This window comes from Nesterenkonia sp. K-15-9-6 (genome assembly GCF_052656005.1).
Genome location: NZ_JBQYEY010000007.1, coordinates 11,801 through 33,142 on the forward strand (window position 1 = coordinate 11,801; position 21,342 = coordinate 33,142).

The following is a 21,342-nucleotide window of genomic DNA, read 5'->3' on the forward strand; positions in this document are numbered from 1 at the left end:
GGAGCTCAGTGGATCCCGGGGATCCTCCTGAGAATCCGTAGGGCTGCGATGAACAGGGCGTCGACGAGGATCGCCACGGCGATGACCACGAGGGACGCTCCCAGCATCATGGCATAGTCATGGTTGCGCAGGCCCAGGAACAGCGGCCGCCCCAGTCCCCCGGCCCCCACGTAGGCGGCCAGGGTGGCGGTGGCGATGACCTGCAGGGTTGCCAGACGCACCCCGCCCAGGATCAGCCGCAGCCCCAGCGGCACCTCCACGGTCACCAGCACCTGCCACGGGCTGAGCCCCTGGGCGCGCGCGGCGTCGACCACGCGGCGGTCCACCGCCTCCACCCCCGAATAGGCGCCGGCGATGATCGAGGGCACCGCCAGGACCACGAAGGCGATCATCGGGGCCTTCAGCCCGATCCCCACCGCGAGGCCGGCCAAGGTGATGATCCCCAGGGTCGGCAGAGCACGGGCGGCCCCGGTGGAGAGCACGGCCAGCGCCCGGCCCCGCCCGGTGTGGCCGATGACCAGCCCGGCAGGAAGGGCGATCGCCGTGGACAGCACCAGCGCCAGCAGGGTGTACCAGAGGTGCTCGGCCGTGCGGACTCCGAGACCACCCGGACCCGCCCAGGACTCGGCGCTGAGGACCCACTGCAGCGCCTCCATCAGATGGGTCATGAGCCGGCCCGCCTCGCCTGGGTACGCTGCCAGGGCATCGCCAGCCGGCCCAGGCCCACCAGCAGCAGGTCCACGACGACGGCGAGCAGCACGGTCATGATGATGCCGGCGGCGATGGACGGCACGATGCCACGCTGGAACCCGTCGGTGAACAGGGAGCCGAGGCTCGCCACACCCAGGACCGCGGAGACGCTGACCAGACTGATGGTGCTCACGGAGACCACCCGCAGCCCCGCCAGCAGCGCAGGCCCGGCCAGAGGCAGCTCCACTGTGAGGAAGGCGCCCCAGCGGGACTGCCCGACCGCGACCGCGGCCAGCCGGACGTCCTGGGAGACCGCGCCGAAGGCATCCGCGGCGGAACGGACCATCAGCGCCAGACCGAACAGCGTGAGCGCGACGATCACATTGAGAGCGTCCCGCACCCCGGTCCCGATGAGGATCGGCAGGACGATGAACAGCGGCAGCGACGGAATCGCATAGAGCAGACCCGCCGAGCCCAGGAGAGGCTCACGCAGGCGTCCGAGCCGATCGGCGACACGCCCCAACGGAAGGGCCAGCAGGAACGCCGCTGCGACGGCGGGAAGGCTGAGCAGCAGATGGTCGACCGTCAGGCTCAGGATGCGCGGCAGGTTCGCCAGGGCCCAGTCCATCAGCAACCTTCTGGCGACGGGGCCGCAGGCTCCGTGCCGTCCTCTCCCTCGATCAGCCCGACCGGTCTCCCGGTGTCGTCGACGACCGTCCAGCCGCCGCCGACCCGCGGGGAGGCATGCAGCCGCCGCCGTCCGTCCTGCAGCCCCAGGAATCGGGAGACGAAGGCGTCGGCGGGCTCCTCCACCAGCTCCCGGGGCGTGCCGATCTGGGCCACCTCCCCGCCGCTGCGCAGCACGACGATCTGATCCCCCAGGGCGAGTGCCTCGTCGATGTCATGGGTGACGAAGATGATGGTCTTGCGCAGCTGAACCTGCAGGCGCCTCAACTGGGACTGCAGCTCCACCCGGACCAGCGGGTCCACCGCGCCGAAGGGCTCGTCCATGAGCAGGATGTTGGGGTCGTCGGCCAGGGCGCGCGCCACGCCGACCCGCTGCTGCTGCCCTCCGGAGAGCTGGGCCGGGTATCGACGTGCCAGCTCGGGGGCCAGGTCCACCAACTCCATCAGGTCACGAGCCCGCTCCTGCGCGGCACCCCGGGAGACACCATTGAGACGCGGAACGGTGGCGATGTTGTCCACCACCCGGCGGTGCGGCATGAGCCCGGAGTGCTGCATGACATAGCCGATGCTGCGCCTCAGCTGCACCGGCGGTCGCGAGGACACCGTCTCCCCATCGATGCGGACCTCACCTGAGGTCGGCTCCACCATCCGATTGACCATTCGCAGCAGGGTGGTCTTGCCGCATCCGGAGGACCCCAGCAGCACCGTGGTGGTGTGGGAGGGGACCGTCAGGCTGAAGTCCCGGACCGCCGTCGTGCCGTCCGGGTAGGTCTTGGTGACATGGTCGAACTCGATCATGACGCAGCACCCTCACGCTGGCCCTCGATGTCAGCCGACGCAGCAGACGGAGGATCCGCCCGGTGGACCTCGGCGTGGTCGCCCAGACGCCGGGCCATGACGTCGACCGCCTGCGGTGAGGAGTCGATGCAGACGAACCGGCGGCCGGTCTCCGCAGCGGCGGCCCCCAGCGTGCCCGAGCCCGCAAAGAAGTCCAGCACCCAGTCGCCCGGTCGGGAGGAGGCCTGCACCATGCGGCGTACGAGCCCCACGGGCTTCTGCGTGGGATAGCCGGTCTTCTCCCGACCCGTGGGCGAGACGATGGTGTGCCACCAGACGTCGGTGGGCAGCTTGCCCCGGGCGGCCTTCTCCGGGGTCACCAGGCCCGGAGCCATGTACGGTTCGCGATCGACCTCGGCGGAGTCGAAGTGGTAGCGCTGAGGATCCTTGACATAGACCAGGATCGTCTCGTGCTTGGTCGGCCAGCGCTTCTTCGTCCGGGCACCATAGTCATAGGCCCAGACGATCTCATTGAGGAAGCAGTCGCGGCCGAAGATCGCATCGCACATGACCTTCGCGTAGTGCACCTCGCGATAGTCCAGGTGCAGGTACAGGGTCCCGGTGTCATCCAGCAGACGCCAGGCCTCGAGCAGTCGAGGCTCCAGAAAGTCCCAGTAGTCCGGGAAGGAGTCGTCGTAGGCGGCCAGCAGCTCACGGAAGGTGTCGTAGCTGCGACCGGCGAACCCCACCCGTCCGCCGCCGTCGTGCCGCCGGACGGAGGTCGTGCGGACCGACCGCTGGGCCCGCCCCGTGTTGAAGGGCGGGTCCAGGTAGATCATCGCGAAGGCCCCGTCGGGGAGCCGCCGCAGGTGCTCGAGGTTCTCGCCCTCGAGCACGAGCGACGGACCGTCCACGGCGAAGGTCGTCATCTCCAGGTCCGCACCGGCCCGCGGGAGCTCAGTCCGCGGAGCCTGCCGTCGAGCCGGAGCCCGACCCGGAGCGGCGGCGACGACGACGGCGACGCTGGCCGCCCGAGCCGCCCGAGCCGCCCTCGGCAGAGGAGGCACCGCCGGAGCTCTGCTGACTCTGCTGACTCTGCTGACTCTGCTGGTCCTGCCCGCCTGCGGAGTCCGATCGGCGACGCGACCGCGACCGACCGCCCCGAGAGCCGCCCTCGCCCCGCGAACCCCCCTCGCCCCGAGAGCCGGAGCGGGAGCCGCGACCCTCGCGGGAGCCACCCCGCTCCTTCTTCGCCGAGGGACCTCCGAGGTCCTCGAGACGCTCGTCGCCCAGGCCCGTCTTCGATCGCTTGTGCCGCGGCAGCCGCCCCTTGGTCCCCTTCGGGATGTCGAGGTCGGTGAACAGGTGCGGCGAGGAGGAGTAGGTCTCCACCGGCTCGTCGATGCCGAGGTCCAGCGCGCGGTTGATCAGCTTCCAGCGCGGGACGTCCTCCCAGTCCACGAAGGTCACCGCGGTGCCCTTCTGCCCGGCCCGGCCGGTCCGGCCGATCCGGTGGAGGTAGGTCTTCTCGTCGTCGGGAGCGTTGAGGTTGATGACATGGGTGACGTCGGTGACGTCGATGCCGCGGGCGGCGACATCGGTGGCGACGAGCACGTCGATCTTCTCGTTGCGGAACGCCCGCAGCGCCTGCTCCCGCGCACCCTGGCCCAGGTCACCGTGGATGGCGCCGGCTGCGAAGCCGCGGGCGATGAGCTCGGTGGAGAGCTTGTCGGCCTGCCGCTTGGTGCGGGTGAAGATGATCGTGCGTCCTCGGCCCTCGGCCTGCAGGATGCGGGCCACGACCTCGTCCTTGTCCAGGTGGTGGGCCCGGTAGACGACCTGACGGATGTCCTTCTTGGTGACCCCCTCGTCGGCAGGGTCGGCGGCGCTGATGTGCGTCGGCTTGGTCATGTAGCGCCGCGCCATGGCGACGACCGGACCCGGCATGGTCGCCGAGAACAGCATCGTCTGGCGCACGGCCGGCAGCGCGCCGAGGATCGTCTCCACGTCGGGCAGGAAACCCAGGTCGAGCATCTCGTCGGCCTCGTCCAGGACCACGATGTTGACGTTCTTCAGTTTCAGGTGGCGCTGCCGGTGCAGGTCGATGAGCCGCCCGGGGGTGCCGACGACGATCTCGACGCCGCGCTGCAGCTCCTCGATCTGCGGCTCATAGGCCCGTCCGCCGTAGATGGTGGCGACCCGCACGCCGCGCTTGGCGCCGGCGACCTTGATGTCTTCGGCCACCTGGACGGCGAGCTCACGGGTGGGGGCGACCACCAGCGCCTGCGGGGCGCCCGGGGAGGGCATCTCGTCGAAGCCGGGGTCGTGGGGCGCGGTCACGCGCTGGATGGCGGGTATGCCGAAGCCGAGGGTCTTGCCCGTTCCGGTCTTGGCCTGCCCGATGATGTCATAGCCGCCCAGGGCGATCGGCAGCGTCTCCGCCTGGATGGGGAACGGTGTGATGATCCCCTTCTCAGCGAGCGCCTCGACGATCTCGGGGCGGACGTTGAAGTCGGCGAAGGTCACCGTGGGCTCGGCGGTCTCGCCGCCGTCGACCTGCACGGTGCCTTCGGCCGATTCAGCTGTCTGTTCAGTCATAGATTCTTTCATTCGGCGACTGCGGCGAAGCCGACAGTCTGCTTGGTGTCGGAGCCGATCTCCACATACCCGATGCTGGCGACCGGCACCACGATCTTCTTCTCACGGCGGTCGGTGAGGGTCAGCAGCGGCTTGGCGTTCTCCACCGCGTCAGCCACCGTCTTCTCGACGTCCTCCGCTGAGGCGTCGGTCTCGATGACGATCTCGCGGGAGACGTTCTGGACTCCGATACGAACTTCCATGCCACTCCTTCGGCTCGGCGCGATCTGTGCCGCTCCGATACTACCTACTGTGCCGGCGTGCCGGCGTCGGGCTCCTTGGGGAAGCCCGAGATTCCGCGCCAAGCCAAACGGGACGTCAGCTGCGAGGAGACGTCCAGGTCCGGACGCTCCGAGAGCCGGCTCCAGTGACGGGCCGCCGAGGTGATCATGCCGATGAGCCCGTGCCCCAGCAGGGTGGCCTCCGCCATGGGCTGGCCCGTGTCGTCCGCGATGACCTCCGCGATGGCGGCGGCCACATTGTCATGGAAGCGTTCCATGCGGGTCTCGACGGCCTCATCGTTGTCCATCCCGGAGGTGAACAGCAGCCGATAGGCCTCGTCCTCCCGCGAGATGAACTCGTAGAAGGCCGTCATGGTGGCCGAGACGCGCTCCTTGTTGTCCTCGGTGGACCCCAGCGCCTCCGTGATCATCCGCTCCAGCTGCGCCAGGTGCGTGTCCAGCAGGTCCAGGAAGAGCTCGTGCTTGCCCGGGAAGTGCTGATAGAGCACCGGTTTGGAGACCTGGGCGACGTCGGCGATGTCATCCATCGACGCCGCGTGGTACCCCTTGGCCACGAAGACCTGCAGCGCACAGTCCAGCAGCTGGCGTCGACGCTGCTCGCGCGGCATCCGCTTGGCGCGCTGCGGAGTGCTCGGCTCGGAGGTGGTCGCGTCCTGTGTCATGGACACCCAGTGTACGGAACCGCGCCCTCCCCGCGTGACACCTGTGCCCGTCGACGCGGACGCCCCGCCCGCCCGGCGACGGCGCCGAGCTGAGGGCCGGGACTCACACGCCGGGAAGGCGTCCGTACGCCGGAGAGCCGGTGGCCAGGTCCAGCAGTTCCGCGACCGTGTCCAGGTCGGTGGAGTTCTCTCCGATGAGGTTCGGTTTTCCCGCGCCGTGATAGTCCGAGGAGCCGGTGGTCAGCAGGTCGTGCCGCCGCGCCAGGTCCAGCAGGATGCGTCGGCCGTCGGGCGGATTGTCCCGGTGCCAGACCTCCACGCCGGCCAGTCCGACCTCGATCATCTCCTCCAGCTGATCCATCGACACCGTCCGCCCCCGCGTCGAGGCCATCGAGTGGGCGATCACCGGGACTCCCCCGGCCTCCCGGACCAGCCGGATCGCCGTGGTCGGGTGCATGTTCTCCTGGCTGACGTAGTACGGGGATCCGCGGAACAGGAGCCGATCGAAGGCCTCCTGCCGGTCGGCCACCGCACCGATGGCCACGAGAGCGTCCGCCAGATGAGGCCGCCCCACCGTGGCGCCGTCGGCGACCTGCTCCAGCACATCATCCCAGCTCAAGGGGAAGTCGACGCTGAGGCGCTCGGCCATGCGTTGGGCCCGCGTCACCCGTCCGGTCCGGGCGTCGCGGATGGCCCGGGCGAGGCCTTCGTGGTGCGGATCGTGCAGATAGCTGAGCATGTGGACGCTGATGCGATCATCAGTCAGCGTGGTGATCTCCATGCCGGGGATCAACAGGATCCCGTGCTCCTGGGCGGCACGCATCGCCTCGGCCCAGCCGACCGTGGTGTCATGGTCGGTCAGCGCCAGCCCGTCGAGGCCTGCCCGCGCCGCGGTGGCCACGACGTCTGCCGGGGACTGTGTGCCGTCGGAGCAGTACGAATGCGTGTGGAGGTCGACGCCCATGGACTCACTGTATCCGCCACAGAGGGTGAGTGGCCTCGTCCACGGTGGGAGCGGCCGCCGTTAAGTGGAACACTGGTGTCCATGCTCAGTTCGCAGAATCATGCTTCTTCCACTCGGGCGCCCGGCGAGGCGCCGTCGACGACGGCGGACGAGTCCGCCGACCAGCCGCTCGAGGACCGGGGCTCCAACCGGTCCCAGCGCCCCACCTCCGACGCGTTCCGCGAGTTCATGGCGTCCTCCTGGGCGCCGGCCGAGGACGTCCGACACGACCGTGACGCCGTTGCCGACCACGCGGCACAGCGCCGACGTCGGGTCTCCGAAGCCTTCGCCGGGGAACGGCTGGTCCTTCCGGCGGGACCGCTGAAGGTCCGCTCCAACGACACCGACTACCGCTTCCGCCCGCATTCGGCCTTCGCCCACCTCACCGGGCTGGGGGTCGACCACGAGCCGGATGCGGTCCTGGTGTTCGAGCCCGTGGACGAGGGTGCCGGCGATGACGGCGGCCACCACGAGTGCACGCTGTACTTCAAGCCCATGGCCGGCCGGGACTCCGAGGAGTTCTACGCCGACGCCCGCCACGGCGAGTTCTGGATCGGCCCGCGCCCGGGGCTCGACGAGTTCCGCCAGCGCCTGGGCCTGCGCACCGCCGACCTCTCCGAACTGGAGGTGGCCGTGACCAAGAACGCCGGCGCCGTGGAGATCGGCGGCACCCGGATCCGGCTGCTGCGGGAGGTGGACCTCAACGTCGACGCCCTGGTGGACACCTCCCGCATCAACACCGGCGTGGACCTGGAGGCCTCCGACTCGCTGGACGCCGAGCTCGCCGAGCACCTCTCCGCACTGCGGCTGGTCAAGGACGACTGGGAGGTGGAGCAGCTGCGCACTTCGGTGGCCTCCACGATCGCCGGCTTCCACGACGTCGTCGCCGCACTGCCCCGCGCGGTGGGCCACAGCCGCGGCGAGCGCGTGGTGGAGGGGGCGTTCTTCGCCCGGGCCCGCCTGGAGGGCAACGACCTCGGCTATGACACGATCGCGGCCTCCGGCAACAACGCGACCGTGCTGCACTGGATCCGCAACACCGGCGAGGTGCGCGAGGGCGACCTTCTGCTGCTGGACGCCGGCGTGGAGGCCGACTCCCTCTACACCGCAGACATCACCCGCACCCTGCCGGTGAGCGGCAGCTTCAGCGAGGTGCAGCGGCGGGTCTACGAGGCCGTGCTGGCCGCCGCCGACGCCGCCTTCGAGGTGGTCCGGCCGGGCATCCGCTTCCGCGAGATCCACCAGACCGCCGTGCGCGTGCTCGCCGAGCACCTGGACTCCTGGGGACTGCTGCCGGTGAGTCTCGAGGAGGCCCTGTCCGAGGAGGGTCAGCACCACCGCCGGTGGATGCCGCACGGCACCTCCCACCATCTGGGACTGGACGTGCACGACTGCGCCCAGGCCAAGCGGGAGCTCTACCTGGACGGCGTCCTCGAAGAGGGCATGGTGTTCACCATCGAGCCCGGCCTGTACTTCAAGGCCGAGGACCTCGCGGTGCCCGAGGAGTACCGCGGCATCGGGGTACGGATCGAGGACGACGTGCTGGTCACCGCCGACGGTGCCGAGAACCTCTCGGCCGCGCTCCCCCGGACCGCCGAGGACGTGGAGGCGTGGATGCGCGGGATCTGGGAGCGCTGAGGCCCGCCCTCCGGCGGACACGGGCGGCGGACGATCCCCCCGGCCCCTGTCACGTGAACAGAGCCCCGGGTGCCATGATGAATCGGCACCCGGGGCTCTTATTCGCCCGGGACCGTCTACGCAGGGGCGGTGTCGGCGCGGTCCGTCATGGCCCGTCCGACCGATCCGGGCTGCCTGACTGATCCGGGGGTCATTCTCCGGCACGCACCGCGGCACTGACGCGCGTCACCCAGGGCCCGAGTCGCCGGAAAGTGACTCCTCGATCGAGGACACGAGCTCGCCATGGCTGTTCAGACGCCGTGGGCCGGTCCTATCCTGACGGCACGGACCAGACAGGTCCCGTCGACTTCCCTAGGAGGCTCCCATGAGCATCATCGGCTGGCTCGTCCTCGGTCTCATCGCGGGCGCCATCGCTCGTGCCATCCTGCCCGGCCAGCAGCCCGGAGGGTGGATCGCCGCACTCATCACCGGTGTGCTGGGCGCACTGGTCGGCGGATTCATCGCCTCCGCCATCTTCGGCGTCAACGTCAACGATGCCTTCTTCGACCTCGGCACCTGGCTGTTCGCCATCGGCGGCGGCGTGATCGTGGCGTTCCTCTGGCAGGCCATCACCGGGCGGCGCGGCGCTGAGGCCTGAGGCCCTGTTCGCCGATCACTGACGGTCTGACTCCTGGGGCCGGCCCTCCTGTGCCCCGTCAGCCGCAGAGCGGTCGTCGCCCGGCTGTTCCTGCGCCGGCTGTTCCTGCGCCGGCTGTTCCGGGGAACGCTGCTCCTGCACGGGCTGTTCCGGGGAACGCTGCTCCTGCACGGGCTGCTGGTCCACACGGACGCCGAACCGGGGCCTGCCGTCAGGAAGGTCGTCGTAGCCCGCGCGAGGCTGCGCCGCCGAGGCGCCGCCCTGCTGAGCAGGATCGCTGGTGCCCTCCGGAGCACCCGCGGCCGGGGACGCGACGTCGGCACCCGCCGACGGCTGCTGGCTCACCGGCTGCTGGTTCGGCGACTGCTGGTCCGGCGACTGCTGGTTCGGTGCCAAGGGCTGGGATGTGGGGTCGTCATAGGCGGTCACGCCGCGCACTCCCGCGCCGGGGACGAGCTGCCGCGCCCGGTGGGCCACGGAAAAGTCACAGACGACGTCGAAGGTGGTCGCCACCAGCTGCGACGACGAGGCGAAGTCCCGCCGCCCCTTGCGGATCGCGTAGCTGATCACCCCGACGATCATCCAGATCGCCATGCCCAGCAGGACCGCCAGCAGCAGGTCCGGAAGACCGGACTCCGGGCTGAACAGCACGATGAGCAGTCCGATGAACGCCCCGAACATGGCGCCCTGCGCCGCACCGGCGCCGGCCACCCGCGGATAGGACAGCCGGGTGCGGATGTGCTCGACGGTCCGCAGGTCGTTGCCCACGATGGAGAGCGCCTTGATGTCGAAGCCGTCGGCGGCGGCCAGGTGGTCCACCACCTTTTGGGCATCCTCATAGGACCGGTAACGGCCCAGGAGCTCACCGCGGGGCAGCCCGCTGTTCTGGGGGGATGTCATCGGAGCATTGGTCGCCATGCCACCATTCTGCCCCGTCCCGGACGCGGTCGGTCCTCGTCCGGCTGTGAGTTCGCACAGGGCGCACCTGTGCGGCGCTCAGCGCCCCAGCTGGTGGACGAGCCCGCGCGGGAGGTCATGCGGACCCCACAGCCGTCCCGGATCCCTCACTCCGCGGACGCGCTGCGGCGGATCGTCGGCAAACCACCAGCCGGGCGGTCTCGGCACGGCGTCGGCAGGGAAGTCCGCCGCCGCGGCCACATGGACGGTGATCTGGTCCACCAGTTGGACCATCGTGGCCAGGCATGCCCGCGCGGCACCGGCCTGGATCGTGGTCGTGCGCTCCGTGGCCGCATCCGAGAGGGGCACCAGGTGGTCGTCGTGGGCCATCTGCTGCGGCAGGCAATGGTGGGCGATCCCGTTGCGCGTGGTGCGCCACCGCCGCAGCTCCTCATCCAGGTCACCGGGCGAACCGTCGGCGCCCAGAGCACCCGTGACAAGCCTCGGGCCCTGCGGTGACCGACCTCGCCACCCGGAGAAGACCCTCACCCGCAGCTCCTCCGGCAGCCTCGACCGTGTCAGACCCGCCAGGATCGCGCGCCAGCCATCGTCGCCCTCCGCTGCGAACACCGATCGGCCGTGCGGGGTCCGCGCAGTGCCGGGCCCGTGCCACTGCCGGCCCCGGCCCAGGTGGTGCAGATCCACGAGCTGACGTTCCAGCGCGGAGAAGGCCAGCAGGACGATCATGGGGTTGAGCACGCGGCGAGGCTGATCTCCGCGGACCTCACGCTCATTGTGGATCAGCACCAGGTCCACCGCCTCGGAGAGGCGCTCGATCGCCGAGCGGCAGGACTCTTCGAAGGCCTGCTCCTGGTCACCGCGCAACGGATGCGCCCTGCTCTCCTCCATAGTCGCCCAGTATGCCCGCCCCGAGCCGCCGGGACCATCGGCACGCCTGACGCGACCCGGCCCGCGCCCCTAGACTGGGCGGGTGTCTGATTCCCCCGTCACCGAGCGCATCCGCACCCGACTCTCCGAGGTCCTGGACCCGGAGATCCGGCTGCCGATCACCCAGCTGGGCATGGTCGGCGACATCTCCGTGGACGGCGAAGGTGCCGCGCGGATCCACATCAAGCTGACCATCGAGGGCTGCCCGATGCGCAGCCGCATCGTGGACGACGTCACCGCCGCCGCGGTGCGCGCCGAGGGCGTGACCACGGCCTCCGTCGAGCTGGACGTGATGACCCCGCAGGAGCGCGCCGAGCTCAAGGAGCAGCTGCGCGGCGGCGAGTCCGGACGCATCAACCGGTTCGCCCAACCGGAGAGCCTCACCCGGGTCTACGCGGTGGCGTCGGGCAAAGGCGGGGTCGGCAAGTCCACGGTGACGGTGAACCTGGCCTGTGCCCTGGCCGACCAGGGTCTGAAGGTCGGGCTGATCGACGCCGACATCCACGGCTTCTCGGTGCCGGACCTGATGGGCATCACGGACAGGCCCACCCGCCTGGACGAGATGATCCTGCCACCGGTGGCGCACGGGGTGAAGACCATCTCCATCGGCATGTTCCTGGACGGCAACCAGGCGGTGGCCTGGCGGGGCCCCATGCTCCACCGCGCCGTGGAGCAGTTCCTCACCGACGTGCACTTCGGCGACCTGGACGTCCTGCTGCTGGACCTCCCGCCGGGCACCGGGGACATCGCGATCTCTGTGGCGCAGCTGCTGCCCGGCTCCGAGCTGCTGGTGGTGACCACCCCGCAGGCCGCCGCCTCCTCCATCGCCGAGCGGGCGGGGGCGCTCAGCACCCAGACCGAGCAGAAGGTCGCCGGCGTCGTGGAGAACATGGGACCCATGACGCTGCCGGACGGCAGCACCCTGGACCTGTTCGGCAGCGGCGGCGGGCAGATCGTCGCCGACCGGCTCTCCGACCAGCTGGGGCGAGAGATTCCGCTGCTGGGCAGCGTCCCCCTGGACACGGGCCTGCGCCAGGCCGGCGACGACGGCGCCCCCGCCGTCCTCTCCGCACCCGACTCCCCCGCCGGCACGGCGCTGCGCAGCATCGCCTCCGCGCTCGCCCAGCGGCCCCGGAGCCTGACGGAACGTCGACTGCCGTTCGGCCCGGCCTGAGCCGCCGCCTCCTTCCGCGCCGACAGCGTCGGCTCGTCATCCCTGCTCCGGTGACCCCTCTCGCCTAGGATGGTGCTGTGCATCACAGGACGTCGTGCTGCGCACCTGCACCAGCACCGTAGATCCACGAGGGAGAACACCATGACCCGCACCTATCCTCGAGCCCGGACGGCCGGCGCCGTCCTGGCGGCCTCCGCCCTGCTGCTCACCGCCTGCGGCGACGACGGCGACTCCGCGGCCGAGGGCGGCGAGGACGTCGGCAGCCAGGACGCCGACTTCCTGACGATCGCCACCGGAGGCTCCTCCGGGGTGTACTACCAGATCGGCGCCACGATGGCGGACCTGCTCGCGGACGAGCTCGGCGCCGACACCTCTGTGCAGGCCACCGGCGCCTCGGCGGAGAACATCAACCTGCTCACCGACGGCAACGCCGAGATCGCCTTCACCATGGGGGATGCCACCGTGCAGGCCCTCGAGGGCACCGGTCCGTTCGAGGACGACCCCCGCGATGGTCTGCTCGCGATCATGACGATGTACCCGAACACCGTGCAGCTCATCGCGCGGGACGGCGCGGGCATCGAGTCGGTGGAGGACCTCGCCGGTGCCAATGTGGCCGTCGGTGACGTCGGCTCGGGCGTGGAGCTGAACGCGCAGATGGTCCTGGGCGCCTACGACATGTCCTATGACGACATCAACGAGGACTACCTGTCCTACGCGGAGGCCACCGACCAGATGGCCAACGGACACATCGACGCCCTCTTCGCCACCTCGGGTCTGCCGAACCCGTCGCTGACCGAGCTCGCCACCAACACGGACTTCATCACCGTCCCGATCGACGGGGAAGGCCGGGAGAACCTGCTCAGCGAGTACGAGTTCTTCGGCGAGAGCGTCATCCCGGCGGGCACCTACCAGGACGAGGAGGACGTGGAGACCGTCAGCGTCACCAACCACCTGCTGGCGTCCTCGGAGCTGAGCGAGGAGGCGGTCTACGACATCACCGCCGCCCTGTTCGACAACATCGACCGCATCCACGCCTCCCACGCCGAGGCGGAGAACATCACGCTCGAGACCGCCACCGACGGCCTGGTCGTCCCGCTGCACCCCGGAGCCGCCCAGTACTTCGAGGAGCAGGGTGTGGACACCGGCGCCGAGGACGCGGAGGACGGCGACGCTGATGACGCTGACGACGCAGCTGAGGACGACGCTGAGGACGACGCTGAGGACGAGGGCGACGACGAGTGACCTCGGCTCGGCGCGAGGAGCTCGGTCCGCACCGGGCTCCGTCCGCGCCCCGGCCATGACTCGACGGCGGTTGCTCACCCGAGTCGGTGGGGCGGCCGCCGTCGTCATCGCCGCACCGAGCGTGCTGGCGGCGCTGACCGCCTGCGGCTCGGAGCGTCGGCTCATCTGCCGTCACCAGCGCACGCAGGAGGTCTACGCCTCCTGGCCGGTGGAGACCGGAGCGGTCGTCACCCACTCCTGGGTCCATTCCATCGAGCGCTCCCGGTGGACCGACAGCTATCGCGTCGAGGCCGACGGGCTGCTGCTGGTGCGCACCGAGTTCCAGGAGTACGGCGCCGGCATGCCCCTGGACGAAGGCGTGGTCACCCTGGAGGACGGCAGGGTGGTCATCACCGAGATCGACCGCCCCTTCGAGGCGATCCGCTGGATCCACTCGCACCGGGTGGACTACCGCATCGGCATCGACGAGGACACCGACCTCCTCGACCCCCTGCAGCTTCCCGACAATGAACCCGTAGAACTGAGGCCAGCATGATCAGGGAGAAGAAGACCTCCGACGACGGCGAGACAGGCCCGGAGCGTCCACCGGGCGGTGTCCGGCACGACTCCTCCGCCGACGCGACAGAGCTGCCGATCAGCGCGGACGGCACCCTGGAGGTCATCCCCGACTCGGAGGAGGAGCGCCGCGCCCGCGAGCAGGAGGCCGCGGAGGCCGCCGCGAAGTACGACGCCGAGTCCCGAGTCCGACAGACCCGCTGGCGTCCCCTGGCGCTGCTGATCAGCGCGGTGGCGATCTTCACCGCCGTCTACCACCTCTACACGGCCTACTTCGGCGCGCCGCCCACCCTGATCCACCGGTCGCTGCACGTCAGCCTGATCCTGTTCCTGGTCTTCATGCTCTACCCGCCCTCCCGGAAGGCCCAGGCCGCGTGGTGGCGGATCCCGGATGCCGCCCTGGCGCTGCTCTCGCTGGTGCCCGCCTGGTACATGTGGAGCAACTACGAGCAGATCGTGCTCCAGGCAGGACGGTTCACCACCAGTGACATCGTGGTGGCCACCCTGCTGGTGGTGCTGGTGCTGGAGGCCGCCCGCCGCGTGACCGGCTGGGCACTGCCCATCCTGGCGCTGCTGTTCGTGCTCTTCGGACTCTACGGGCGCGAGCTGCCCGGACTCCTGCGGCACCGCGGCTACGACTGGAACACCCTGGCCGACCAGTTCTACACCACCACCGAGGGGATCTTCGGCACCGCCATCGGCGTCTCCTCGACCTACATCTTCCTGTTCATCCTCTTCGGCGCCTTCCTGGCGAAGTCCGGGATGAGCCAGATGTTCAACGACCTCGCGCTAGCGATCGCCGGACAGGGCCGTGGCGGCCCCGCGAAGGTCGCCACCCTGGCCTCCGGGTTCATGGGCTCGATCAACGGCTCGGCCATCGCCAACGTAGTCTCCACCGGGGCGTTCACCATCCCGCTGATGAAGAAGATCGGCTACAGCCGCAACTTCGCCGGGGCTGTGGAGTCCAGCGCCTCCGTCGGCGGCCAGGTGCTCCCACCGATCATGGGTGCGGCGGCCTTCATCATGGCCGAGACCATCGGCGTCCCCTACACCACCGTGGCCCTGGCGGCCATCGTCCCGGCCCTGCTGTACTACGTCAGCCTGATCGCACAGATCCACCTGCGGGCCACCCGGATGGGGCTGCAGGGCATCGCCAAGGAGAACCTGCCGGATGTGCTGGGCGTCCTCAAGGACCGCGGCCACCTGCTGATCCCGCTGGCGTTCCTGCTCTACATGCTGTTCTTCTCCGGGCGCACCATCCTGTACTCGGCGTTCCTGACCATCCTGGTGACCATCGCCGTGGCCATGCTGCGGCGCACCAGCCGGATGAGTCTGCGGGACGTCCTCCAGGCGTTGGAGGACGGCACCCGGTCGGCCCTCGGCGTCGCGGTGGCCTGCGCCTCGGTGGGCGTGATCGTGGGCGTGGTGACGATCTCCGGATTCGGGGTGACGCTGGCCTCGGCGATCGTGCAACTCTCCGGCGGGGTGCTGTTCTGGACGTTGGTGATGACGATGCTGGCCTGCCTGGTCCTCGGCATGGGACTGCCCTCGATCCCGGCCTACATCGTCACCGCCACCATGGCAGCCCCTGCGCTGACGACGCTCGGGGTGGAGCCCCTGGTGGCCCACCTGTTCGTCTTCTACTTCGGCCTGTTCGCGAACATCACCCCACCGGTGGCGCTGGCGGCCTTCGCCGCCTCTGGCATCAGCGGGGGCAAGCCCATGGCCACCGGCGGGGCGGCCTTCAAGCTGGCCTCTGCCGGCTTCGTGATCCCCTACATGTTCGTCTACAACCCGGACCTGCTGCTGCGCGACGTCGACCTGCTCACCGGAGTGACGGTGGTCGCCTCCGCCCTGGTGGCGGTGCTGCTGCTGGGTGTCGCGCTGGAGGGCCACTTCATGGTGGTCATGGCCTGGTATCTGCGCCTCGTGCTGGCCGTCGGCGCGGTGATGATGCTCTCCGCCGACGTCCTCTACGACGTGATCGGCGTGGCCCTGGTGATCGCCGTGCTGGGGGTGCAGCTGCTCAGGGCCCGCAGCGCCGGCAAGCTGAGCCTGAAGGCCATCTGATCCGTCCGGCGCTCAGCCGGAGCGGCGACGACGCCGGGCGGCGAGGGCGGCCAGCAGGTCCTCCTCCGCCCGGGGCCCGGGCGTCACCCCGCCGGGCAGGCGGAGCATGAAGGTGATGCCCAGCAGCCACCACAGCCCGAACATGATCCAGGGCTGGGGCTCCAGGAACGCCGGCATGCCCGGCAGGTAGAGGATCAGCATCAGCGCGGAGGACGCGACGGCGGCCACGCCGACGGCCGTCCCTGCGGCCTGCGAGCCGCTGCCGACCTTCATGGGCCGAGGCATGTCCGGCTCGCGGCGGCGCAGCACCAGGAACACCAGGGCGACCAGCAGGTAGGTGATCACGATGCTCGGCGACCCGGAGTCCACCAGCCAGACGAGCATCACCTCACCGAAGAACGGGGCGATCACCGAGATCCCGCCGATGAACAGCAGCGCGTTGACCGGGGTGCCGTTGCGGCGGTGCAGCACGGCGAACCATGCAGGCAGCATGCCCGAGTTCGCCATGGCCCAGATGAGCCGGGAGGCGCCGATGAGGAACGCGTTCCAGGAGGTCAGCAGACCCGCGAGGCCTCCGGCCACCACCAGGTTCCCCCAGAACTGGGAGCCCATGAGCACCGCCATGGCGTCGGCGGTCGCGAGATCGAAATCGCCCATCTCAGTGGCCGGCAGCGCCACCGAGGTGGTCAGCACGATCAGGATGTAGAACGCGGCCGCGGCGAGCACCGAGACGACCACCAGGCGGCCGATCTTCCGGGCCGGAAGGTTGACCTCCTCCGCGGACTGCGGGATGACGTCGAAGCCGACGAAGAGGAAGGGCACCATCACCAGCACGGCGATGATGCCGGCCCCGCCCCCGGTGAACAGAGGCTCCGCATGGGAGGGCTCCCCGCCGAAGATCGCGGCGGCCAGCATGACCACGGCCACCACCACCACGAAGATGATCACCGAGGTCTGGAAGAGGCTGGCCGGCTTGATGCCGCGGATGTTCAGCCAGGTCAGCAGCACCGCGGTGCCGGATCCGATGAGCGCCCAAGTCAAGTGCACCTGGGAATCGGCGATCGTCCACAGCGGGATCTGATGCACCTGCGGGAAGATGTAGGCCACCGTACGAGGGATGGCCACCGCCTCGAAGGCGACGACGGTGATGTAGCCACCCACGATGCCCCAGGAGCCGAGCAGCGCCAACCGCGGGTCGAAGCCTCGCAGCAGGTAGTTGTGCTCCCCGCCGGCCAGGGGCATCGCCGAGACCAGCTCGGAATAGACCAGCCCGACCAGTGCCATGATGATCGCGCCGATGACGAAGGCGGTCACAGCGCCGAACGTGCCGGCGCTGTTCAGCCAATCTCCGGTCAGCACGATCCAGCCGAAGCCGATCATCGCGCCGAATCCGAGGAAGAACGTCTCCAGACTTCCCAGGGACTTGATGAATCGTCGTTCCGTCGTCGCCTCACCCATGTGGTCCTCCCGGCCTCGCCTCGTCCAGCGGTGTAACGCCCTCCGCTGAAGGTGTGGACCACACGATAGGCGCGTCAGAGGGACGTGTCCTCAGAGGTTTCGAGTCCGACCTGAGGGAGCGCCGGCGGACCCGGCACCGGCGGAGGGACCACCGGATGACGGACCGTGAGCTGACGGACCCGGCTCAGGTGGCGTCGACGTCGAAGGGCGCCGGCGTCGGGGGCGTGTCGGCCGATCCCGCACCGTCGCCGTCGTCGAGCGAGGCCGAGCCGGTGATTCCGGCGACGGAGGCACCGGCCAGCCCGGCCGCCAGTGCGCCCGAGCTCTTGGCGTCCTTCCCGGCCCCGAAGACCTCCCGGGGGTCTGCGGACTTCTGGTGGTGGGCGGCCCCAGCGGTGCCGGCACGGCGGGCGGCTCCGCCGTCGCGGCCAGACCCGGTCGTGCTGCGGGCTCCTGGCGTCGCGCCGCGGGCTCCTGCGCCGCTGCCCCCGGACCCGCTGCTGCGGGACCCGCTTGCACCGTTCCGGGGGCGCCGAGGCGGCTCCAGACGGGCCGCGTCCCGCACCTCCCCCACGGCGCGCCGGGTGGTGTCGACCTCCTCAGCCAGCGCCTCGCGGATGATCCGCCGGGGGTCGTACTGCCGGGGGTCGTACTTCTTCCAGTCGACGTCGTCGAAGTCGGTCCCGGTCTCCTCCTTGAACTGCTTCTTGGCATCCTCAGCCATGCCCCGGGCCTTGCGGACCCATTCAGCGAGCGTCTGGGCATACTGCGGCAGCCGTTCCGGGCCGAGGATGACCAGAGCGAGCACCACCAGGATGATGAGCTCGTAACCGTTGATACCAAGCACAGACCAAATCTACCGTGAACTCAGTCGTTCCATCGGAACAGCTCGTCCAGGCCCCGGGCCAGACGGTCCCGGGCGGAAGGGTCGGTGGGCAGCATCTGCACCCGAGCCCGGTCGGAGGCCATCACCCAGTCCGCCACCTGCTCCGCCGAGGACTCGGCCAGATTCGAGGTGATCACATACTGCGCGTCGTCCGTCTCCACCGCCGCAGTCCAGCGGTCCCCGGCCCGGGAGACGAAGAGGTCGCAGCCCTCCCCCGTGCCCAGGGTGACCCGATGGTGCTCCACCAGATCCTCGTCCAGGATGGGGGCCAGCTTCTCCCGCAGCGAGGTGAGACCGACGTCCTCTGACTCCGGGCGGGTCTCCGCCACGCTGATGCGGTCCGCTCCGTCGGCCAGCTGCAGCTCCACCGTGCGGACGCCGTCGACCACCCCGGTCTCCAGCCGCTGCGGCTCGAAGCCGAAGCCGAAGTCCACCAGGTGCCCCACGGTCCAGCCGAGCGGCTTGAGGTCGTCCAGGTGGTCCAGTCGCAGCTCGTGGACGGTGGTCGTGGTCAGGGCGCCGGGCAGCTGCGCGGTCCCGTCGGCCTGGACCAGCGGCTCGGAGGCACCGGCCGGGGCCGACGTGGCCGGGGAGCCGACGCCGCCGTCGGCGGGCGCCAGCGCCTCCACGGAGGCCGGGGCGGAGACGGCGCGGCCGCCGAGGACCCATGCCGCGGCGAACACCACGACGGCCCCCATGACGGCGACCATGAGGCACATCACCACCAGCCAGCCGGCTCGGGGCCTGGCTGACCGGTCGTCGCTGAGGTGACGGCGCGTGGCGGACGGGGACATCGGGGACCATTGTGAGAGCAGAGTCTGGGTGCACGCTGTGAATATCCTGAGAAGGCTCGCGGCTCTATAGGATGGGGACGAGCCCGGCGGCGACTCTCGCTCCGGCCCCGAGTCCGGGCCCGCCTCGGCGCTTCCCGCAGAGCCCGAGGTCAGCGCAGGAAGGATCTATGAAAGCCCTCAACAGTCCCCAGACGGCCAAGCACGCCAGCTGGGAGTACGCCGAACAGCATCATGCTGAGGATCACATCCTCGAGGCGGCCCGACGCCGGGGAGAGGACCTCGGCGTCACTCCTGTGAGCGAGGGCGTGGCCGCCACCCTGACGGTGCTCGCCGCCGCCATGGGCGCCCGAGGGCTCGTGGAGGTCGGCACCGGCGTCGGAGTCTCCGGACTGTCGCTGCTGCGCGGAGCCGCGCCGGACGCGGTGCTCACCAGCATCGATCCCGACGCCGATCATCTCCAGGCGGCGCGGACCACGTTCAAGGAATCAGGGGTGCCCTCGGCCCGCACCCGCCTGATCACCGGCCGCGCAGAGGAGGTGCTTCCCCGCCTGACCAGCGGCGGCTACTGCCTCGTGCACCTGGATGCGGACAGCCCGGGGCTCGACGAGTTCGTGGAGCAGGGGGTGCGCCTGCTGCGCCCGGGCGGGCTGCTGGCCGTCAACGACGCCCTCGACCACGACCGGCTGCCACGTCCCGCGGTCCGGGAAGAGTCCACCCGCCGGAGGCGCGCGGTGGAACGCTCAGTGCGCGACGACGAGCGCCTGGTCACCACGATGCTCGGCACCGGGACCGGGCTGCTCGTCGCCGTCAAGCGCTGAGCCGGAAGGCCCTGGACAGGGGGTTCACTCCCCCACGGCGTCGACCAGGCACTCCTTGAGGGCCTGTGCCTCCTCCTCGTTGATCTCCAGCACCAGGCGACCACCACCGTCGATGGGCACCCGCATGATGAGGCTGCGTCCTTCCTGAGCTACCTCCATAGGACCGTCGCCGGTACGCGGTTTCATTGCAGCCATCGAGTGCTTCCCTTCTGGTGTTCCTCTGTGCGGATGTGTGACACATCCGTCTCCATTATCCCCCACATGGGAGGAATGTCACCCGGACGGCCGGTGAACGTCCTGATCAGCGCGACATCTTCGCCTGTCACCCGGGTGTGTCTTCGCCCCTCTCCCTGGAGTCCTGCTCCAGCTGGGCGGTGAGAGCGTCCAGCAGGGCCTCCACCTGGTCCATGCGATATCCGCGCAACGCCGGGTCCAGGCGGAGTCCGCGCAGGTCGTCGGCGGTGAGCGGACGGCCCTCTCGCGCGGCGAGGAGAGACGTGACGTCGTCACCGGGCGGCAGATCGGCAGGCGGCTCCGCTCCTTCGACACGGCCTGTCAGCAGCACGACGACGGCGCCCAGCAGCGCGATCGCGAGCAGGTAGAGCCAGATCACGGGGACACCTCCTCGTCGACGGCGGTCGGCGCGTCGTCTGCAGCCGCGAGCTCGAGCGCGTCATCGTCCGGCTGGAGGATGAGGGTCACGATCGCCAGGAGGATCACGTACACCGCGAAGACCCGGAAGTGACCCCGATAGAGCATGCGCAGCACCAACCACAGGGCTCCGGCCCCGACGACGGCGGAGACCACGAAGGCAACGACATAGGCGTCGACGCCCACCCCGAGCGGGCCCCGATGGTCGAGCAGGCTGAGCGACTGGACGCCCGTGGCGGCGACGATGGTCGGGATGGCCACGAAGAAGCTGTACTGTGCGGCGATCTTGCGGTGCATGCCCAGGGCGAGCGCCATGGCGATGGTCAGCCCGGAGCGGCTCAGCCCGGGGAACAGTGCGGCGGCCTGGGCCAGGCCGATCAGCAGCGCGACCCAGATGGTCATCTGCGCCGCGCCGCGCCAGGTCTCACGCACCGAATCCGTCCACCACAGGATCGCCCCGGTGACCAGCAGCATCAGCGACACCGCCCACGGCGTGGCGAACACTCCGGTGCCGTATTCGCGGACCAGCAGTCCCAGCACGCCGGTCACCCCGGTGGTGACCACGCCGAAGAGCATGAGCTTCAGGTGGATCATGTGGCGCAGGGTGCGACGTCGCGCCCACCACCGCAGCTCCCGGAGGGTTCCGGAGAGCAGGCGCCCCAGAGGACGATGCATCACCACCACCACGGAGACCATCGTCCCCAGGTGGACCACCAGGTTGAACAGGAGCATCTCCGGGGTCTCCGGAGACGGCAGCGGCGAGCCGGTCGCCGCCATCCAGTGCTGGGTCAGCACCAGGTGGGAGGAGGAGCTCACCGGGATGAACATGAACAGCCCCTGGATCACGCCCAGGAGCACGGATTCCCACAGCGTCAA

23 protein-coding genes are annotated in these 21,342 nt (G+C 70.0%); 7 read left to right on the forward strand and 16 right to left on the reverse strand.

Annotated elements, in window-relative coordinates; genetic code table 11:
- Positions 1 to 5 precede the first annotated feature (5 nt).
- The 8 genes from SD455_RS06095 to SD455_RS06130 all read right to left on the reverse strand — a co-directional run bounded on the left by SD455_RS06095 (position 6) and on the right by SD455_RS06130 (position 6,659).
- On the reverse strand, positions 6 to 668 hold the full coding sequence (locus SD455_RS06095; RefSeq protein ID WP_070160754.1) for an ABC transporter permease: 663 nt from the start codon (positions 666 to 668) through the stop codon (positions 6 to 8).
- Positions 665 to 1,318, reverse strand: a complete 654-nt coding sequence (locus tag SD455_RS06100; RefSeq protein ID WP_070160756.1) for an ABC transporter permease — start codon at positions 1,316 to 1,318, stop codon at positions 665 to 667. The genes SD455_RS06095 and SD455_RS06100 overlap by 4 nt, the downstream gene beginning before the upstream one ends.
- Entirely contained in the window at positions 1,318 to 2,175 is an 858-nt protein-coding gene (locus SD455_RS06105; RefSeq protein ID WP_085437700.1) for an ABC transporter ATP-binding protein, read from the reverse strand. The genes SD455_RS06100 and SD455_RS06105 overlap by 1 nt, the downstream gene beginning before the upstream one ends.
- Positions 2,172 to 3,083 carry a DNA-methyltransferase gene (locus SD455_RS06110; protein WP_070160776.1) on the reverse strand — a complete coding sequence of 304 codons (912 nt, stop codon included), beginning with the start codon at positions 3,081 to 3,083 and terminating at the stop codon, positions 2,172 to 2,174. The genes SD455_RS06105 and SD455_RS06110 overlap by 4 nt, the downstream gene beginning before the upstream one ends.
- Before the next feature lie 28 nt (positions 3,084 to 3,111).
- Positions 3,112 to 4,752, reverse strand: a complete 1,641-nt coding sequence (locus SD455_RS06115) for a DEAD/DEAH box helicase (RefSeq protein ID WP_070160759.1) — start codon at positions 4,750 to 4,752, stop codon at positions 3,112 to 3,114.
- Positions 4,753 to 4,760: 8 nt separating this feature from the next.
- Positions 4,761 to 4,994 (reverse strand): DUF3107 domain-containing protein, encoded by a 234-nt coding sequence (locus SD455_RS06120; protein ID WP_070160761.1) that lies wholly within the window; start codon positions 4,992 to 4,994, stop codon positions 4,761 to 4,763.
- Between the two features lie 44 nt (positions 4,995 to 5,038).
- The gene (locus SD455_RS06125; protein WP_070160779.1) at positions 5,039 to 5,695 is read right to left on the reverse strand and encodes a TetR/AcrR family transcriptional regulator; all 657 of its coding nucleotides are present in this window, start codon (positions 5,693 to 5,695) and stop codon (positions 5,039 to 5,041) included.
- 103 nt (positions 5,696 to 5,798) lie between these two features.
- Positions 5,799 to 6,659 (reverse strand): PHP domain-containing protein, encoded by an 861-nt coding sequence (locus SD455_RS06130; protein ID WP_070160762.1) that lies wholly within the window; start codon positions 6,657 to 6,659, stop codon positions 5,799 to 5,801.
- A gap of 81 nt (positions 6,660 to 6,740) precedes the next feature.
- Between SD455_RS06130 and SD455_RS06135 the strand changes: the two genes are divergently transcribed.
- Positions 6,741 to 8,336, forward strand: a complete 1,596-nt coding sequence (locus SD455_RS06135; protein WP_085437702.1) for an aminopeptidase P family protein — start codon at positions 6,741 to 6,743, stop codon at positions 8,334 to 8,336.
- A 364-nt stretch (positions 8,337 to 8,700) separates the two neighbouring features.
- Positions 8,701 to 8,973, forward strand: coding sequence for a GlsB/YeaQ/YmgE family stress response membrane protein (locus tag SD455_RS06140; protein WP_070160764.1), 273 nt, complete (start codon positions 8,701 to 8,703; stop codon positions 8,971 to 8,973).
- A 15-nt stretch (positions 8,974 to 8,988) separates the two neighbouring features.
- Here SD455_RS06140 and SD455_RS06145 read toward each other — a convergent pair whose 3' ends face one another.
- Both SD455_RS06145 and SD455_RS06150 read right to left on the reverse strand, forming a co-directional pair.
- Positions 8,989 to 9,873 (reverse strand): general stress protein, encoded by an 885-nt coding sequence (locus SD455_RS06145; RefSeq protein WP_139827754.1) that lies wholly within the window; start codon positions 9,871 to 9,873, stop codon positions 8,989 to 8,991.
- 96 nt (positions 9,874 to 9,969) lie between these two features.
- Positions 9,970 to 10,779 carry a hypothetical protein gene (locus SD455_RS06150; protein WP_139827755.1) on the reverse strand — a complete coding sequence of 270 codons (810 nt, stop codon included), beginning with the start codon at positions 10,777 to 10,779 and terminating at the stop codon, positions 9,970 to 9,972.
- A gap of 82 nt (positions 10,780 to 10,861) precedes the next feature.
- On the opposite strand from SD455_RS06150, the gene SD455_RS06155 reads away from it, so the two are divergent.
- The 4 genes from SD455_RS06155 (at position 10,862) to SD455_RS06170 (ending at position 15,859) form a co-directional block, all read left to right on the forward strand.
- Positions 10,862 to 11,992, forward strand: a complete 1,131-nt coding sequence (locus SD455_RS06155; RefSeq protein WP_070160769.1) for an Mrp/NBP35 family ATP-binding protein — start codon at positions 10,862 to 10,864, stop codon at positions 11,990 to 11,992.
- Between the two features lie 141 nt (positions 11,993 to 12,133).
- The gene (locus SD455_RS06160; protein ID WP_445507549.1) at positions 12,134 to 13,234 is read left to right on the forward strand and encodes a TAXI family TRAP transporter solute-binding subunit; all 1,101 of its coding nucleotides are present in this window, start codon (positions 12,134 to 12,136) and stop codon (positions 13,232 to 13,234) included.
- 70 nt (positions 13,235 to 13,304) lie between these two features.
- Positions 13,305 to 13,769 carry a DUF1850 domain-containing protein gene (locus SD455_RS06165; RefSeq protein WP_445507550.1) on the forward strand — a complete coding sequence of 155 codons (465 nt, stop codon included), beginning with the start codon at positions 13,305 to 13,307 and terminating at the stop codon, positions 13,767 to 13,769.
- Entirely contained in the window at positions 13,766 to 15,859 is a 2,094-nt protein-coding gene (locus SD455_RS06170; RefSeq protein ID WP_083277576.1) for a TRAP transporter permease, read from the forward strand. Before SD455_RS06165 ends, SD455_RS06170 begins: the two co-directional genes overlap by 4 nt.
- 12 nt (positions 15,860 to 15,871) lie before the next feature.
- On the opposite strand, the gene SD455_RS06175 is transcribed toward SD455_RS06170, so the two are convergent.
- The 3 genes from SD455_RS06175 to SD455_RS06185 form a co-directional block, all read right to left on the reverse strand.
- On the reverse strand, positions 15,872 to 17,317 hold the full coding sequence (locus SD455_RS06175) for an APC family permease (protein WP_311025700.1): 1,446 nt from the start codon (positions 17,315 to 17,317) through the stop codon (positions 15,872 to 15,874).
- A gap of 184 nt (positions 17,318 to 17,501) precedes the next feature.
- Positions 17,502 to 18,164 carry a Sec-independent protein translocase TatB gene (locus tag SD455_RS06180; protein ID WP_311025699.1) on the reverse strand — a complete coding sequence of 221 codons (663 nt, stop codon included), beginning with the start codon at positions 18,162 to 18,164 and terminating at the stop codon, positions 17,502 to 17,504.
- A gap of 20 nt (positions 18,165 to 18,184) precedes the next feature.
- On the reverse strand, positions 18,185 to 18,997 hold the full coding sequence (locus SD455_RS06185; RefSeq protein ID WP_445507551.1) for a hypothetical protein: 813 nt from the start codon (positions 18,995 to 18,997) through the stop codon (positions 18,185 to 18,187).
- A gap of 167 nt (positions 18,998 to 19,164) precedes the next feature.
- On the opposite strand from SD455_RS06185, the gene SD455_RS06190 reads away from it, so the two are divergent.
- Complete coding sequence (locus SD455_RS06190) at positions 19,165 to 19,815, forward strand: O-methyltransferase (RefSeq protein ID WP_070161661.1); 651 nt, start codon at positions 19,165 to 19,167, stop codon at positions 19,813 to 19,815.
- A 24-nt stretch (positions 19,816 to 19,839) separates the two neighbouring features.
- Here the strand turns inward: SD455_RS06190 and SD455_RS06195 are convergent, their stop codons facing one another.
- The 3 genes from SD455_RS06195 to SD455_RS06205 all read right to left on the reverse strand — a co-directional run bounded on the left by SD455_RS06195 (position 19,840) and on the right by SD455_RS06205 (position 21,342).
- A complete protein-coding gene (locus tag SD455_RS06195) occupies positions 19,840 to 20,010 on the reverse strand; it encodes a DUF3117 domain-containing protein (RefSeq protein ID WP_070161663.1) in 171 nt (56 codons plus the stop codon).
- Between the two features lie 127 nt (positions 20,011 to 20,137).
- Positions 20,138 to 20,428, reverse strand: a complete 291-nt coding sequence (locus SD455_RS06200) for a DivIVA domain-containing protein (protein ID WP_083277700.1) — start codon at positions 20,426 to 20,428, stop codon at positions 20,138 to 20,140.
- On the reverse strand, positions 20,425 to 21,342 hold the full coding sequence (locus tag SD455_RS06205; RefSeq protein ID WP_070161665.1) for an undecaprenyl-diphosphate phosphatase: 918 nt from the start codon (positions 21,340 to 21,342) through the stop codon (positions 20,425 to 20,427). Before SD455_RS06205 ends, SD455_RS06200 begins: the two co-directional genes overlap by 4 nt.